12 protein-coding genes, 1 other RNA gene and 1 pseudogene are annotated in these 13561 nt (G+C 60.2%); 10 read left to right on the top strand and 4 right to left on the bottom strand.

Going from position 1 to position 13561, the window contains the following annotated elements:
* The first annotated feature begins 155 nt into the window (after positions 1-155).
* The 3 genes and pseudogenes from ACTG2W_RS04615 to emrD all read left to right on the top strand — a co-directional run bounded on the left by ACTG2W_RS04615 (position 156) and on the right by emrD (position 2901).
* Positions 156-612: pseudogene (locus ACTG2W_RS04615) on the top strand (hypothetical protein).
* A 168-nt stretch (positions 613-780) separates the two neighbouring features.
* Positions 781-1443 carry a glutathione S-transferase family protein gene (locus ACTG2W_RS04610; RefSeq protein WP_058056648.1) on the top strand — a complete coding sequence of 221 codons (663 nt, stop codon included), beginning with the start codon at positions 781-783 and terminating at the stop codon, positions 1441-1443.
* A 261-nt stretch (positions 1444-1704) separates the two neighbouring features.
* Positions 1705-2901 (top strand): multidrug efflux MFS transporter EmrD, encoded by a 1197-nt coding sequence (emrD, locus tag ACTG2W_RS04605; protein WP_106843010.1) that lies wholly within the window; start codon positions 1705-1707, stop codon positions 2899-2901.
* A gap of 84 nt (positions 2902-2985) precedes the next feature.
* Here the strand turns inward: emrD and ACTG2W_RS04600 are convergent, their stop codons facing one another.
* Positions 2986-3894 carry a LysR family transcriptional regulator gene (locus tag ACTG2W_RS04600; RefSeq protein ID WP_106843009.1) on the bottom strand — a complete coding sequence of 303 codons (909 nt, stop codon included), beginning with the start codon at positions 3892-3894 and terminating at the stop codon, positions 2986-2988.
* Between the two features lie 161 nt (positions 3895-4055).
* On the opposite strand from ACTG2W_RS04600, the gene fdhD reads away from it, so the two are divergent.
* A complete protein-coding gene (fdhD, locus tag ACTG2W_RS04595; protein WP_162516180.1) occupies positions 4056-4853 on the top strand; it encodes a formate dehydrogenase accessory sulfurtransferase FdhD in 798 nt (265 codons plus the stop codon).
* Positions 4840-7131: an FdhF/YdeP family oxidoreductase gene (locus ACTG2W_RS04590; RefSeq protein ID WP_106843007.1), complete on the top strand. Its 2292-nt coding sequence runs from the start codon at positions 4840-4842 to the stop codon at positions 7129-7131. The genes fdhD and ACTG2W_RS04590 overlap by 14 nt, the downstream gene beginning before the upstream one ends.
* A gap of 165 nt (positions 7132-7296) precedes the next feature.
* Here ACTG2W_RS04590 and ssrS read toward each other — a convergent pair.
* Both ssrS and zapA read right to left on the bottom strand, forming a co-directional pair.
* Positions 7297-7478: non-coding RNA, 6S RNA (ssrS, locus tag ACTG2W_RS04585), on the bottom strand.
* A 16-nt stretch (positions 7479-7494) separates the two neighbouring features.
* Positions 7495-7827 carry a cell division protein ZapA gene (gene zapA / locus ACTG2W_RS04580; protein WP_005333910.1) on the bottom strand — a complete coding sequence of 111 codons (333 nt, stop codon included), beginning with the start codon at positions 7825-7827 and terminating at the stop codon, positions 7495-7497.
* Positions 7828-8000: 173 nt separating this feature from the next.
* Here zapA and ACTG2W_RS04575 point away from each other — a divergent pair, with 173 nt between their 5' ends.
* The 3 genes from ACTG2W_RS04575 (at position 8001) to ACTG2W_RS04565 (ending at position 11376) form a co-directional block, all read left to right on the top strand.
* Positions 8001-8570, top strand: coding sequence for a UPF0149 family protein (locus ACTG2W_RS04575; protein ID WP_106843006.1), 570 nt, complete (start codon positions 8001-8003; stop codon positions 8568-8570).
* A 177-nt stretch (positions 8571-8747) separates the two neighbouring features.
* Positions 8748-9971: a 2-octaprenyl-6-methoxyphenyl hydroxylase gene (gene ubiH / locus ACTG2W_RS04570; RefSeq protein ID WP_106843005.1), complete on the top strand. Its 1224-nt coding sequence runs from the start codon at positions 8748-8750 to the stop codon at positions 9969-9971.
* Positions 9972-10107: 136 nt separating this feature from the next.
* Positions 10108-11376, top strand: a complete 1269-nt coding sequence (locus tag ACTG2W_RS04565) for an FAD-dependent 2-octaprenylphenol hydroxylase (protein WP_106843004.1) — start codon at positions 10108-10110, stop codon at positions 11374-11376.
* A 212-nt stretch (positions 11377-11588) separates the two neighbouring features.
* On the opposite strand, the gene ACTG2W_RS04560 is transcribed toward ACTG2W_RS04565, so the two are convergent.
* Positions 11589-11816, bottom strand: coding sequence for a hypothetical protein (locus ACTG2W_RS04560; RefSeq protein ID WP_041915404.1), 228 nt, complete (start codon positions 11814-11816; stop codon positions 11589-11591).
* Between ACTG2W_RS04560 and gcvT the strand changes: the two genes are divergently transcribed.
* Together gcvT and gcvH are read left to right on the top strand one after the other, a co-directional pair.
* Positions 11793-12890, top strand: a complete 1098-nt coding sequence (gene gcvT / locus ACTG2W_RS04555) for a glycine cleavage system aminomethyltransferase GcvT (protein WP_005352980.1) — start codon at positions 11793-11795, stop codon at positions 12888-12890. The genes ACTG2W_RS04560 and gcvT overlap by 24 nt on opposite strands.
* A gap of 86 nt (positions 12891-12976) precedes the next feature.
* Entirely contained in the window at positions 12977-13366 is a 390-nt protein-coding gene (gene gcvH, locus ACTG2W_RS04550; protein ID WP_005333898.1) for a glycine cleavage system protein GcvH, read from the top strand.
* Positions 13367-13561: the final 195 nt, after the last annotated feature.

Below are 13561 nucleotides of genomic sequence, written 5' to 3'. Positions count from 1 at the left end.
GTATGATACCAGTATTTTGTGCGATGGCAACTGTTATCCCCCTACGACCAATTGATTACCACTGCCAGATTTGACGGCTCCAATATAGACCAGATCTGCGCTAGTCTTATCCCAGCAGCCGGATACAGGCTGTCATGAGCATAGGGATGTGAACCATGAATTTGTCATTAGTGAGTCAAAATGTGTCTACTGCCAGCGAGGGACTGCTGGCCATTTTACGATCGTCACCCGAGTATGGTGATCACTTTGCCCACATCACCGTGACCCCCCTGGCCCAGTGGCAACCGGCCAAGACGGAGGCGGCGATCCTACTGATCGACGGCGATGCGCCCTGGCAGGATGCCGGATTTGCCCGGGGAGAGGATGAGACGATCGGTTTGCCGGTATTGCCGCTGTTGATCCGCAAGGGAGACAAGGAGCTGACGGTCTGCGGGCACGGATGTGCGTGACCCCCGTTTCTATTTTGTCTCAAACGGCATCCTGCTGGATGAGTCGGAGCTGGCCGAGCCTGCCTGCAGCCGGGTGCTGTTGCGCAAGCTGGAGTCCTACTTCCCGCTGCTTTCCCGCCTGATCATGCTGCGCCAGCGCAAGCCGGTCGCCGTGATTAACTAATATCTACTATTGCCAGAGAGCACCAGCGGCGCACCGTGGCCTTGTTTGGCCTACGGTGCGCCGCTTTTTAATGGTCTGGAGCCGGTCACTTGTTGCAAGATGAGGCGGCTATGGTGTTGCACCCTGTTCCAACCGTGCAATCTGGCTATGACCAACAAGGAGTGAATCATGATCGACTTTTACACTGCCGCGACCCCCAATGGTTTCAAAGTGGCGATCGCCCTCGAAGAGCTGGGTTTGCCCTATCGGGTCATTCCTCTCGATCTTTCGGCGCTGGATCAGAAGAAGCCCGAGTTTCTCGCCATCAACCCAAATGGCCGTATTCCGGCTATCGTCGATCGGGATAACGACGATTTCGCCGTATTCGAGTCGGGGGCCATCCTCATCTATCTGGCGGAGAAAGCAGGCAAGTTGCTGCCCGCTGATCCCAAACGCCGCTCTCAGGCCATCCAGTGGTTGATGTTCCAGATGGGTGGGGTAGGGCCCATGATGGGGCAGGCCAACGTCTTCTATCGCTACTTCCCCGAGAAGATCCCCGCCGCTATCGAACGCTACCAGAAGGAGGGGCGCCGCCTGTTCGAGGTGCTCGACAGCCATCTGGCCCATCATGAATATCTGGCGGACGAGTACAGCATCGCCGACATTGCCACCTGGCCCTGGGTGCGTATTTATGACTGGAGTGGCATCTCCATCGAGGGATTGCCCCATCTGCAAGCCTGGATGGATCGCATGGCACAGAAACCTGCCTGCCAGAAGGGGATCACCATACCGCCACGCAAGGAGCAGCCCGATGAGCTGATCAAGCAGGCGCAGCAGATGGTAACACGTTGATTTTTAACTGCTGACGGGGCGTATTGCCCCGTAGTATTAGAAAAACTAAGGCAAGCCGATTATAAAGATTCGTTCGTTTTCTGTGAGCTGAATCACTATGATGCCCCCATACCACCAAGCGTCCTGTGCGGTGGTCTGGCGGGCTCCCCGCCTACTGTTTCCAACACTGTTTTTGATTGCATCACAGCCTCTGTGATCAGATTCCTCTGGGCCATTTTGTGCCAGAGGGCGGCAGCATTTTTTCGATTTTTTGGGACTGATATGGATCGGCACAGTTTTTATCCGTTGTTTTTACTGACCATTCTGATGGTCGCTGTGGGCCAGATGACCCAGACCCTCTATGTCCCCTCCATTCCCATGATGGCGGGGGACTTCAATGTGGCCTCGGGCCAGCTGCAGGCGGTGATGGCCTGTTACCTGATCCCCTATGGCCTCTCCCAGTTTGTCTACGGACCGCTGTCGGATCGCATCGGTCGTCGTCCGGTGCTGATCGTCGGCATGATGGTGTTTCTGGTGGGCACCCTGATCATTCAGGTCATCCCCCATTTTGCCGCCCTGCTGGTGGGCAGCTTTGTTCAGGGGCTGGGTACCGGTGCCGGTGGCGCCATGAGCCGCACCGTGATGCGCGATCGCTACAATGGCGCCGAGCTCAACCGCGCCAACAGTCTGGTGAGCATGGGGGTGATCTTCTCCCCGCTGCTGGCGCCAGTGCTGGGTGGCTGGCTGACCGAGCTGTTCAACTGGCGCGCCGGTTACTGGTTCCTGTTCGGTTTTGGTGCCGTAGCCACCCTGGCGATCATGGCCTGGTTTGGCGAGACCCTGCCTGCTGCTGCCCGTCAGCCACTGCGCGTCGGTGCTGCCTATCGCCATGTGCTGGGCAACCCCAAGTTTCAGGGCAACCTGCTCTGCCTCATGGCGACCTTTGCGGGACTCGCGGTATTTGAAGCGGCGGCCGGTGTGCTGCTCGGCGATGTGCTGAAACTGAGCGCCCGTACCGTGAGCGTGCTGTTCGTGCTGCCGCTGCCCGGCTATCTGTTCGGGGCCTGGCTCTCTGCCAAGCTGAGCTTCCGTTTGACTCAGGGCAAACTGATGCGTCTTGGCATCGCCTTTCTGGCGCTCGGCTCCCTCATCATTCTGGTACCGGGGCTGTTCGGGGTGGTGAGTGCCGCCTCGCTGGTCGGTGGTGCGGCCGTCTACTTCATCGGTAGCGGCATTCTCTACCCGACCGCCACTTCCTGTGCCATCGAGCCCTTCCCAGGGCAGGCCGGCACCGCGGGGGCCATTCTCGGCGGTATGCAGAATCTGGGTGCCGGTGTGGTGACCCTGCTGGCGGCCGGTTTCCCGATGACCGGTCAGGTGACTCTGGGGACCATCATGACCCTGATGGTGCTGATCGTGGCGCTGAGTTTTGTCTGGCTGCGCCACCACGGCTCGCCGCACGAGCAGATGGCGATTTGATGCCCGCGCTTGCTCTCTGAAAGCCCGCCTTCTGGCGGGCTTTTTCTTTGCCAGAACCTAATGCGGTCTACTGCTCGGCCTGTGTCAAGGCGCGTTTGCCGGTTCACCTTCTGCCACCAGTTCAAGAAAGGCGCGCATGGCGGGGGTGATGCTTTGCTGGCGGGTCAGAAAGGCGGTATGGCCGATATTCTCCAGCGGAGCGAGTGGCAGGCAAACGAGGTCCGAGAGTTTGCTGGCTGAGCGGGCGAGGCCGGCGCTGACGATGGCCCAGCCCAGCCGGTGGCGTACGGCGCTGACCAGATGGAACAACGAGTCGGTCTCCAGTACCACGTTAAGCGAGGTCCCCGCCTGCTCGGCGGCGCGATCCAGATACTGACGAAATTGCATGGTGCGGCTGGGCAGCACCAACGGTTGTTGCTGCAGTTCAGCAAGCGCAATATCGCCGCTGTGCGGGTATTGATCCGCTTCGTCACGGTTCATCAGCACCGCCATCTGGTTGGCGCCTTGCGGGTAGACATGAAAGGCGCGCCGGCCAGATCCGCCAACCGGTTCATCAAATCCCAGCCCGATATCGCACTGATGCAGCTCCAGCTGTGATAGCAGGGCTTCGTTGCTGAGCACCGACAGGCGAATGACGATGTCGGGATAGCGCTGCTTGCAGCGGGCGATAAACGGCATGATGTCGAGATTGGACTGGGGCACGATGCCGATACGCAGGGTGCCGGAGAGTTCGCCCTGGAACAGGGCCAGCTCCTGCTTGAGCGCCTCCTGTTCCAGCAACATCCGTTCGGCATATTGGCGCACCAGCTCGCCCGCCTCTGTCAGGGCGACAAACTGGCTGGTGCGTACTACCAGATCGGTGCCAACACTCTTTTCCAGCGCGGTAATGCTGGCCGAGAGAGTGGGTTGGGTGATGTGGCAGGCTTTGGCCGCTTTGGCAAAATGCCGGTGTTTGGCCAGCTCGTGAAAGTAGTGAAGTTGCTTGATGTTCATCTGGTTGTAGTGGAGGCAGTGGAACCGGCTATTGAAGAATTAATCAATTGAAAAAACATCTTTGATAGAACAACTCTATCAGGATATAGATTTATTTCATTGGTTTTGCGTCAGTCGCCTCTCTAAACTTGAATGCAGTTTGCATTTTTAGGCCAACCTGCATGTCTGCCCATTCTCCCGTCGCAACCCCCGCCAACTTGCCGTCACTGGATCATCTGGTGGAAGAGGTAGCCGTCGCCATCAACATCAATGGCATCAACCATGCGGTCATGATGGCGACCCCGGACGATCTCGATGATTTTGCGGTCGGATTTCTGTTCTGCGAGTCGATCATCCGGCACAACCACGATGTGCACGATATCCGGGTATACCCCGCCGAACATGGCTTTGTGCTGGATGTTACCATCGCCAACCGCTGCCTGGCGCAGCTCCAGCTGCGTCGGCGTAGCCTGACCGGCGCCACCGGCTGCGGCATCTGCGGTGTGGAGGCCGTCGAGCAGGCGTTTCCTCCCTTGCCAACGCTGCCGCTCACCCCACCCCTTGATAGCGCTTTGCTAGCCGGACTGCGTGCGCAGATCGCCCGCTGGCAGCTCAAGGGGCAACACTCCGGCGCCCTGCATGCGGCACTGGCGCTGGATGAGCAGGGGCAGATCCTCCACTGCCGGGAAGATATCGGGCGCCATAATGCCCTCGACAAGCTGATCGGCCTGCTGCTGCGTCAGCAAAGTGCGTGCGACACCCTGGTGGTGACCAGCCGCTGTGGCAGTGAGCTGGTGCAAAAAGCCGTCCACTTCGGCGCCCGTCATCTTATCTGTCTGGCATCGCCCAGCCAGCTGGCGGTCAGGTTGGCCCTCAAATACAACCTCAACGTCGTTCATATTCCCAAGTTTGATGCCCCGGTCAGCTATTCCAGCTATCGCCCGGCGGATCCCATCGGAGAGTGCCATGAGTCATATTGAAAAGCCCGCCAAAGCCGGCGGTTTTTCGTCCCTGCAATCCACCATGAAACAGGTGCTGCGCAGCCAGAAGACCCGTCAGAACATCAAGAACCTGCTGCGGGTCAACCAGACCGACGGCTTCGATTGCCCGGGCTGTGCCTGGGGTGACAACGACCACGGCACCTTCCAGTTCTGTGAGAACGGCGCCAAGGCGGTGGCATGGGAGTCTACCGGCAAGACGGTGGGGGCAGAGTTTTTCGCCGCCCACTCGGTGCGCCAGCTGGCTACCCAGAGCGACTACTGGCTCGAGTATCAGGGGCGGCTGACCGAGCCGATGCGCTACAACCCGGCGACCGATCACTACGAGCCGGTAAGCTGGGACGACGCCTTCGCCCTGATTGCCGGCACCCTCAAGGGGCTGAATAGCCCGGACGAGGTGGAGTTCTACACCTCGGGGCGTGCCAGCAACGAAGCTTCCTACCTCTATCAGCTGTTTGGTCGCCTGTTTGGCACCAACAACTTCCCAGACTGCTCCAACATGTGCCATGAGGCGAGCGGGGTAGCGCTGATCCAGTCGGTCGGTATCGGCAAGGGGACTGTGGTGCTCGATGACTTCGACCGGGCCGATGCGGTGTTCGTCTATGGCCAGAATCCGGGTACCAACCACCCGCGCATGATGAATGCCCTGCGCCAGGCAGCGCGCGGCGGCTGCAAGATCGTCAGCTTCAACAACTTGAAAGAGGTGGCCCTCGAGCGCTTCGCCAGCCCGCAGAGCCCGCTTGAACTGCTGACCCCGGCGGCCACCACCATCAGCCACCAATATCTGACGCCGAAACTGGGTGGCGACATGGCCGCCATCCGCGGCATGGCCAAGTACATCCTGGAAGAGGCGCCGGAGGCGGTGGAGCGCGACTTTATCGCCCGCCACACCCGCCACTTTGCCGAGTACGAGGCGCAGGTGCGTGCCACCGACTGGGCCATGATCGAGCAGCAATCCGGCCTGCCCCGCGCCGACATCGTGCAGGCTGCCCGGGTCTTTGCCGCCAGCCAGCGCATCATCAGCTGCTGGGCCATGGGGGTGACCCAGCACCTTCACTCGGTTGATACCATTCGCGAAATCGTCAACCTGCACCTGATGCGTGGCCAGATTGGCAAGCCGGGGGCGGGGCTCTGTCCGGTACGGGGTCACAGCAACGTGCAGGGTAACCGCACCATGGGGATCAACGAAAAGCCGACCGCTGCCTTTATCGAGCGGCTCGAGCGTCACCTGCAGGTGAGCCTGCCGCGGGTCCGTGGCCACAACGTGTACGAAGCGCTCAAGGCGTTGGACGAAGGCAAGAGCAAGGTGCTCATCTGCTTGGGCGGCAACCTGGCGGCAGCGGCGCCCGATACCGACTTCACCTACGGGGCGATGAAAAAGGCCGAGCTCAACGTGCAGATCAGCACCAAGCTCAACCGCAGCCATCTGCAGGTGGGCAAGGCTGCGCTGATCCTGCCCTGCCTTGGCCGTACCGAGCTCGATATCCAGCGCAGCGGCAACCAGAAGATCACGGTAGAGGACACCTTCAGCATGGTGCACGCCTCGACCGGCGCAGCCGAGCCGGTATCGCCGCTCTGCCTCTCCGAGACCGACATAGTCGCGCGGATGGCTCATGCCACCGTGGGCAGCGAGCGGGTCGACTGGCTGGCTCTGCGCGATGACTATGCCCGTATCCGTGATCTTATCGAGCAGACCATCGCCGGTTTTGCCGATTTCAATACCCGCATCCAGCAGCCTTGCGGTTTTCATCTCGATAACTCAGCCGCGCAACTGACGTGGAATACCCCCAGTGGCAGCGCCGAGTTTCGTGCCAGCACCCTGCCGCAATCGGTGCTGCCGGAGTGTACTCGCCATGCCGAACAGATGGCGGATCAGCCGGTACTGCTGCTGCAGAGCCTGCGCTCTCACGATCAGTACAACACTACTATCTACGGCATGGATGACCGCTATCGCGGCATCAAGGGCCAGCGCAACGTGGTGTTCATGAACGAGGCGGATGCTCGCCAGCTTGGCTTTGCCGAAGGGGATCGGGTTGACATGGCGGCCATCTGCAACGATGGGCGCGAGCGCAGCGTGACAGGTTTTGTGGTGGTGATCTACGAGATCCCGCGTGGCAACATCGCGGCTTATTACCCTGAGACCAACCCGCTGGTGCCCATCGACAGTATCGGCGCCGGCTCGTTTACCCCCACCTCCAAGTCCATCCCGGTTCTGGTGACAGCCTCCCGCCAGCAGGAGAATCTGTTGCTGGTCAAATAAAAGCGCTAATGTGACTGGCTGCCTTAACACAGCCTGCACAGTGAATGCGGTGATGCCCCGGGTGATCTTTTCATCCGGGGCATTTTTTCAGCTCTGAAAGGGGTAGGGTTCGTTGATCATCAGGAAAAGAAAAAGCCCGTCACGCTGGTGACGGGCTTTTGCTGTTGGTACCCCGAGATGCCGTTGCCGGTTTGGGCCCTTGAACCGTCGGTTCAAGGCGGGGATCGGATCTGACCGCAGGCTTCTCGGTCGTGCCGAGCATGCGCAATAGCCAGAAGGCAGATCCCCTGTTTGGTATGAATATCGGCTCGGGGACTTGAACCGGCTGACAAACATCCCAGGGAATTTTAAAACGGTTTGCGATTAGGGCTGTTGCCCCTCTTCGCTGGAATCACCATATTGTCCGTGCTCGATCAGGGCCGCTTCGATGGTGCGCTGCAGCATCTTGATCCGCTTGTCCATGGTCTCAGAGTATTGGTGGTTCTTCTCTTTTTCAAGGCAGAGCTCATGACAGAAATTGAGCGCCGCCATGATAGCCAATTGCTCGTTGCTGGAGACTTTGGAGCGTTGACGCAGGTCGATCAACTTGTCGGTCAGCTGCTCGGCGGCCTGGCGCAGGGCATCCTGCTGTCCCAAGGGACAGGATACCTTGTAGGGACGTCCCAAAATGACGATTTCTACGGCCTCTGTGCTCATGCCTTCCTCAATACGGCGGAGCTGATTTCCGCCTTTATCCACGTGGACAACTGGGCGGGACTATATAGCGCAGATGCATAAGTTTCAAGGCCTTGCTGGCTCTGCAAGAGGGAGAATGCTAGGATCCTGACCATTAATTCTGCAAATTTGACTGAACTTTGAGCGGATCCTCGATGAGCAAAACGAACCCCCTTAAATATGCGGCAGTGGCCGACATCATGGAACAGCATGAGCTGATGGCCAGCGCAGTAGAAGCCCATGGTGTGATCTGCGGTCTGGTGTGTGGCGGCGTAGCACTGGACGACAAGAGTTGGCTGCCCCATTTCAACGATCTGGTGAACGACGGTTTCGGCCTGCCGGCCCCGGTGCGCCAGGTGATGACCGATCTTTATCACAATGTGGTCGAGAGCCTGATGGCTCAAAAAGGGGTTGAACTGCTGTTGCCAAGCGATGATGCCCCCCTCGATGAGCGGATCGATGCGCTGGTTGACTGGTCCCAGGCGTTTCTGGCCGGTTTCGGCGTGGTGCAGCAGGAGCTGTCGCGTGCGTCGGAAGAGTTGCAGGAGATGATCCAGGATATCGCCAGCATCACTCAGGTCTCTGCCGAGTTCGATCAGGAAGATGACGAGAACGAAGCCTCCTTCCTGGTGCTCTACGAACACGTCAAGCTGGGGGTCATGATGGCCTTCGAAGAGTTTGGCAAGCGCCCCGATACCCCGAGCGCGCCGCCGACCCTTCATTGAGGTGCGGGTCAACGCGACCCTTACTGAATCTGCAAGAGCGCCTGATGGCGCTCTTTTTTATTCCCTTGTGGTGGCTAACCCTGTGAGGCATAACCGGTTTTTTGCCGGTGACCTCGCATTCGGCCAGCGGCTTTGTGATAGCATGAGGCCACCTTTTTCACTTCTTCCTCTCTGCTTATGTCTCAATCTGATGTGCGACAGGTCGATGTCACCCTGGTCGGCGGTGGAATGAGCGGTGCCGTGCTGGCCCTCTCGCTGGCGGCCCTGCTCCGATCCGATGGCTCCCCCCTCGAGATCCTGCTGCTGGAGGCAAGCGTCCCCGAACAGCAAACCCATTCAGGGTTCGACACCCGCGCCATTGCGCTCTCGGCCGGTACCTGTGATGCACTGTTGCGACGCGGACTCTGGCCGCTATTTGCCCCCCATTGCGCTCCCATTACCCAGATTCATGTCTCGGATCGGGGCCACTTCGGGCAGGCTCGCCTGTCGGCGGCCGAATACGGTCTGCCCGCTCTGGGCCAGGTGATCGAGCTTGCCGCTGCCGGTCATGAGCTGCAACGGGCGATGGCGGCCTCTCCCAATATCCGGGTCTGTTGTCCGGCCCGGGTGAGCGAGATTGCGCCCGATGAGGAGAAGGTGACCCTCACCCTCGAGAGCGGTGAACAGATTGAGACCCGCCTGCTGGTGGCAGCAGACGGCGGCAACTCCTTTGTGCGTCAGCACTTCAAGTTGCCGGTGACCCGCCACGACTTTGAGCAGCACGCCATCATCGCCACGGTCAAAACGGCGCAAGACCCTGAGGGACGCGCCTTCGAGCGTTTTACCGAAGGGGGGCCGCTGGCCCTGTTGCCGATGCAGGATGGGCTCTCCTCGCTGGTATGGAGCGTCGGGCAGCATGAGGTGGATGAGCTGATGGCCCTCGATGAGGCGGCATTTCTTGCCCGTCTGCAGCAGGCCTTTGGCTGGCGGCTTGGTCGCTTCGAGCGATGCGGCGTGCGTAACGTCTATCCGCTCATTCTGACCGCCTGCGACTACCCGCTGGCCCAGCGCACCGTGCTGGTCGGTAATGCCGCCCACGCCCTGCACCCGATTGCCGGACAGGGCTTCAACCTCGGGATGCGGGATCTCGACCTGCTTACCGGCGCCGTAGCCAAGGCGTTGGCAGAGGGGGAGGATATCGGCAGCTTCCAGGTACTGAGTGGCTACTGGCAGCAGCGCAAGCAGGATCAGGAGCAGACCGTCTGGCTCACCTCTTCGCTGGCCCAGATCTTCTCCAATGGTCACGATCCGCTGGTGGCGGGGCGCAATCTGGCGCTCACCCTGATGGGGCGATTCCCGTGCCTAAAGGCGCCGCTTGCCTCGCGCACCCTGGGCTTTGTCGCTGATGTGTGCGGCAACTAGCCAGCACTTGTTGAGTGGAACCTGTTGACCGGAAGATGGTGACCGCCATTCGTTGATCAAAACCTATTGAATAAAGAGGTGATGCCTGCGGGCGTCCCCTCGCTGGCCAGCCGGTCAGCCCTGAAAGGATGAGATGATGCAGATGCAAAATGTGGATGTGGTGATTGTCGGTGGCGGCATGGTAGGGCTTGGGCTCGCTGCGGCCTTGAAACATAGCGCCCTCAAGGTACTGGTGGTGGAGGGGCAACTGCCCGACCCGCAGCTGGGGGAGGTGGCCGATAATCGGGTCAGCGCCCTGAGTCTGGCCAGCCAGCAGATCCTGCGCCATGTCGGCGCCTGGGACGGCATTGAAGCGCGCCGCCTGCAGGCCTACGACAAGATGGCGGTGTGGGAGCAGGACAGTTTCGGCCATATCGACTTCGATGCCGCCAGCCTGCGTCAGGCCAACCTCGGCCATATCGTCGAGAATCGGGTGATCCAGCTGGCGCTGCTTGAGGCGATTGATGGTGCCAGCAATATCCAGTTGCTCACCCCCGCCAGAGCCAAGAGCCTGCAGAGCGGCCCGGCGGGCGCCCTGCTGCTCCTTGAAGATGGTCAGGCCATCTCGGCCAAACTGGTGGTGGCTGCCGATGGCGCCCACTCCTGGGTGCGCCGTCAGGCTGATATCCCGCTTACCAGCTGGGATTATGGCCACCACGCCCTGGTGGCGACGGTGCGCTGCGCCGAACCCCATGAAGCTGTTGCTCGCCAGATCTTCACCCCGGATGGTCCGCTCGCCTTCCTGCCACTGTGGCAAGAGAACCTCTGCTCCATCGTCTGGTCGCTGCCTGCGGCTCGTGCCGAGGCGCTCTGTGCCTGCGATGACGAGCAGTTCAATCGCCAGCTCACCGCCGCCTTCGATGCCCGGCTCGGTCTGTGCAAGGTGGAGGGGCAGCGCAGCGCGATTCCGCTTACCGCCCGCTATGCTCGCGACTTTGCCCGCGAGCGGCTGGTGCTGGTGGGAGATGCCGCCCACACCATCCACCCGCTGGCGGGGCAGGGGGTCAACCTTGGCCTGCTGGATGCTGCCGCGCTGGCGGAGCAGATCTTGCAAAATCATGCCGCGGGTGAGGATATCGGCCTGCTCGCCAACCTGCGCAGCTACGAGCGCTGGCGCAAGAGCGAAGCGGCTCGCATGCTGGCTGCGATGGAGGGGCTCAAGCGGCTGTTCAGCGGGGCCAACCCGTTCAAGAAGCTGGTGCGGGGCGTGGGATTGCGCGCGGCCAATCTGCTGACGCCCTTCAAGGAGGGGATGATCCGCGCCGCCATGGGGCTGGAGGGAGAGTTGCCCGCATTGGCCCGTCCTGACTGGGTCGTTGCTGCGACCAAGGGCAGTGCCATGCAGGCCAAGGGTGAAAAAAACTAATATTACTCGCCGTTTTTGACAACAAAAGTAATCCGACAAGGCTGACGACCCGTTTTGGGTGTCAGCCTTTAATTTTGCTCTGGAGCGAAACGTTTTTCTGCAAATTGTGACGAAACGGTAAAAATCAAAATTTAATCTCGCCTGAGTCGGCTTATGGCTGTTTTTATCACTGCATTTATCTTAGTGTCTGGAGTCAGTTTTACGGGAGGGGATTAGTTTTTTTTGAGCGGCACGCTCGCCTGCTTGTCATATAATCCGCTCCGTTCAAGGAATCCCTCTTGCCTGGCAAGGGCAGGAGCGAGCACACACTTTTGGATCCGGTCGCTTTTTGTTGCACGCAGTGCAGTCAGAGCGGTGGCGCGGGTCGCAAGGGTGGTCGCCAAAGCGAAAAGGCTTTTTGCTAAGGAAAGAATGCGATGATCCAGACTACTGTACTGCATCCCAAACACCTGGAAGCCGGCGCCAAGATGGTGGACTTCCACGGTTGGGAAATGCCCATCAACTACGGCTCCCAGCTGGAAGAGCACCACGCGGTGCGCAGCGATGCCGGTATGTTCGATGTCTCCCACATGACCATCGTCGATTTGACCGGCGAACGGGTCAAAGCCTTTCTGCAACACCTGCTGGCCAACGACGTGGCCAAACTCACTGCCCCCGGCAAGGCCCTCTACAGCGGCATGCTCAATCCGGAAGGCGGCGTGATCGATGACCTCATCACCTATTATCTTGGCGATACGTTTTACCGACTGGTGGTCAACTCCGCTACCCGCGAGAAGGATCTGGCCTGGATCCGCCATCACGCCATCGATTTCGACATCACAGTGACCGAGCGTCCCGAGCTTGCGATGATTGCGGTGCAGGGCCCCAACGCCAAGGTCAAGGCTGCTGCCGTGCTGAGCGCCGCCCAGCGCACTGCTGTGGTGGGGATGAAACCCTTCTTCGGCGTGCAGGCTGGCGATCTCTTTATCGCCACCACCGGCTACACCGGCGAGGATGGTTATGAAATCGTGGTGCCGCAAGAGAAAGCCTGCGAGCTGTGGCAAGCGCTGCTGGATAACGGTGTGGCCCCGTGCGGCCTCGGTGCCCGCGATACCCTGCGCCTGGAGGCGGGGATGAACCTCTACGGTCAGGATATGGACGAGTCAATCTCTCCACTCGCCGCCAACATGGCCTGGACCATCGCCTGGGAGCCGAGCGATCGCAATTTCATCGGCCGTGACGTGCTGGAAGCGCAGAAAGCGGCGGGCAACCAGCCCAAGCTGGTGGGGCTGGTGATGGAAGAGAAAGGGGTGCTGCGTGCCGGTATGCCCGTTACCTTCACCGCGGCAAACGGTGAGAAGCGGGAAGGTGTGATCACCTCCGGCTCTTTCTCCCCCACCCTGGGCTACAGTATTGCCCTGGCGCGGGTGCCCCGCGATATCGGTGAGCTGGCCGAGGTGGAGATCCGCAAGAAGCTGGTCACCGTGAAGGTCACCAAGCCCGCTTTCGTCCGTAACGGCCAGAAGCTGGTTTAATACCGTCTTGGGGGAGGGCAGTGCCTCCCCCCCATCCCTTTTCATATTCGTTTTTAAACGCGACTCAAAGATCAAAGGAAGCACAAATGAGCCATATCCCGAGCGAACTGAAATATGCCACTTCCCACGAGTGGATCCGTGTTGAAGCCAACGGCGAGGCCGTGGTCGGTATCACCGAGCACGCCCAGGAGCTGCTGGGTGACATGGTGTTTGTCGAGCTGCCGGAAGTGGGCAAGCAGGTCAGTGCCGGTGACGACTGCGCCGTGGCCGAGTCGGTCAAGGCGGCCTCCGACATCTACAGCCCGGTGAGCGGCGAGATCATTGCCGTTAACGAAGAGCTGGAAGGGAGCCCCGAGCTGGTCAACTCCGACCCCTACAGCGCTGGCTGGCTGTTCCGCATCAAGCTCGATGACGAGAGCGAGCTGGCCAACCTGCTGGATGCCGAAGGCTACCAGAACGTGGTGGACGAAGAGTAATGCCCCCGGGCCCTGCCAACACAGCAGGGCCCCTTTGTATGACTGCCAGCCGGACAAGCACCGGCCGGTGGAAGGGTGAAGTCGCCCGCGCCTGCCGTTTTCTTGCCTGCTTTTGCCAGGGCAAACGGGCCGGTTCGCAACAAGGCGATCCCCTCTTGATGCTGCCGCAGCATCCGGTGCCGTACCCTGTCTGCG

The sequence above is a fragment of the Aeromonas sp. 96A genome, from assembly GCF_051919165.1.
GTDB classification, from domain to species: domain Bacteria; phylum Pseudomonadota; class Gammaproteobacteria; order Enterobacterales; family Aeromonadaceae; genus Aeromonas; species Aeromonas veronii.
Note: the sequence above shows the minus strand (reverse complement) of the source record. Positions and strands in the feature narration are given on the sequence as shown.

What these genes read in the sequence shown, in the direction of transcription:
- ACTG2W_RS04610 (WP_058056648.1), top strand. Translation starts at nt 781, where the DNA reads ATGATCGACTTTTACACTGCCGCGACCCCCAATGGTTTCAAAGTGGCG.
- fdhD (WP_162516180.1), top strand. Translation starts at nt 4,056, where the DNA reads ATGTCTGCCCATTCTCCCGTCGCAACCCCCGCCAACTTGCCGTCACTG.
- zapA (WP_005333910.1), bottom strand. Translation starts at nt 7,827, where the DNA reads ATGAGCACAGAGGCCGTAGAAATCGTCATTTTGGGACGTCCCTACAAG.
- ACTG2W_RS04575 (WP_106843006.1), top strand. Translation starts at nt 8,001, where the DNA reads ATGAGCAAAACGAACCCCCTTAAATATGCGGCAGTGGCCGACATCATG.
- ACTG2W_RS04560 (WP_041915404.1), bottom strand. Translation starts at nt 11,816, where the DNA reads ATGCAGTACAGTAGTCTGGATCATCGCATTCTTTCCTTAGCAAAAAGC.
- ACTG2W_RS04600 (WP_106843009.1), bottom strand. Translation starts at nt 3,894, where the DNA reads ATGAACATCAAGCAACTTCACTACTTTCACGAGCTGGCCAAACACCGG.
- gcvH (WP_005333898.1), top strand. Translation starts at nt 12,977, where the DNA reads ATGAGCCATATCCCGAGCGAACTGAAATATGCCACTTCCCACGAGTGG.
- gcvT (WP_005352980.1), top strand. Translation starts at nt 11,793, where the DNA reads ATGATCCAGACTACTGTACTGCATCCCAAACACCTGGAAGCCGGCGCC.
- ubiH (WP_106843005.1), top strand. Translation starts at nt 8,748, where the DNA reads ATGTCTCAATCTGATGTGCGACAGGTCGATGTCACCCTGGTCGGCGGT.
- emrD (WP_106843010.1), top strand. Translation starts at nt 1,705, where the DNA reads ATGGATCGGCACAGTTTTTATCCGTTGTTTTTACTGACCATTCTGATG.
- ACTG2W_RS04590 (WP_106843007.1), top strand. Translation starts at nt 4,840, where the DNA reads ATGAGTCATATTGAAAAGCCCGCCAAAGCCGGCGGTTTTTCGTCCCTG.
- ACTG2W_RS04565 (WP_106843004.1), top strand. Translation starts at nt 10,108, where the DNA reads ATGCAGATGCAAAATGTGGATGTGGTGATTGTCGGTGGCGGCATGGTA.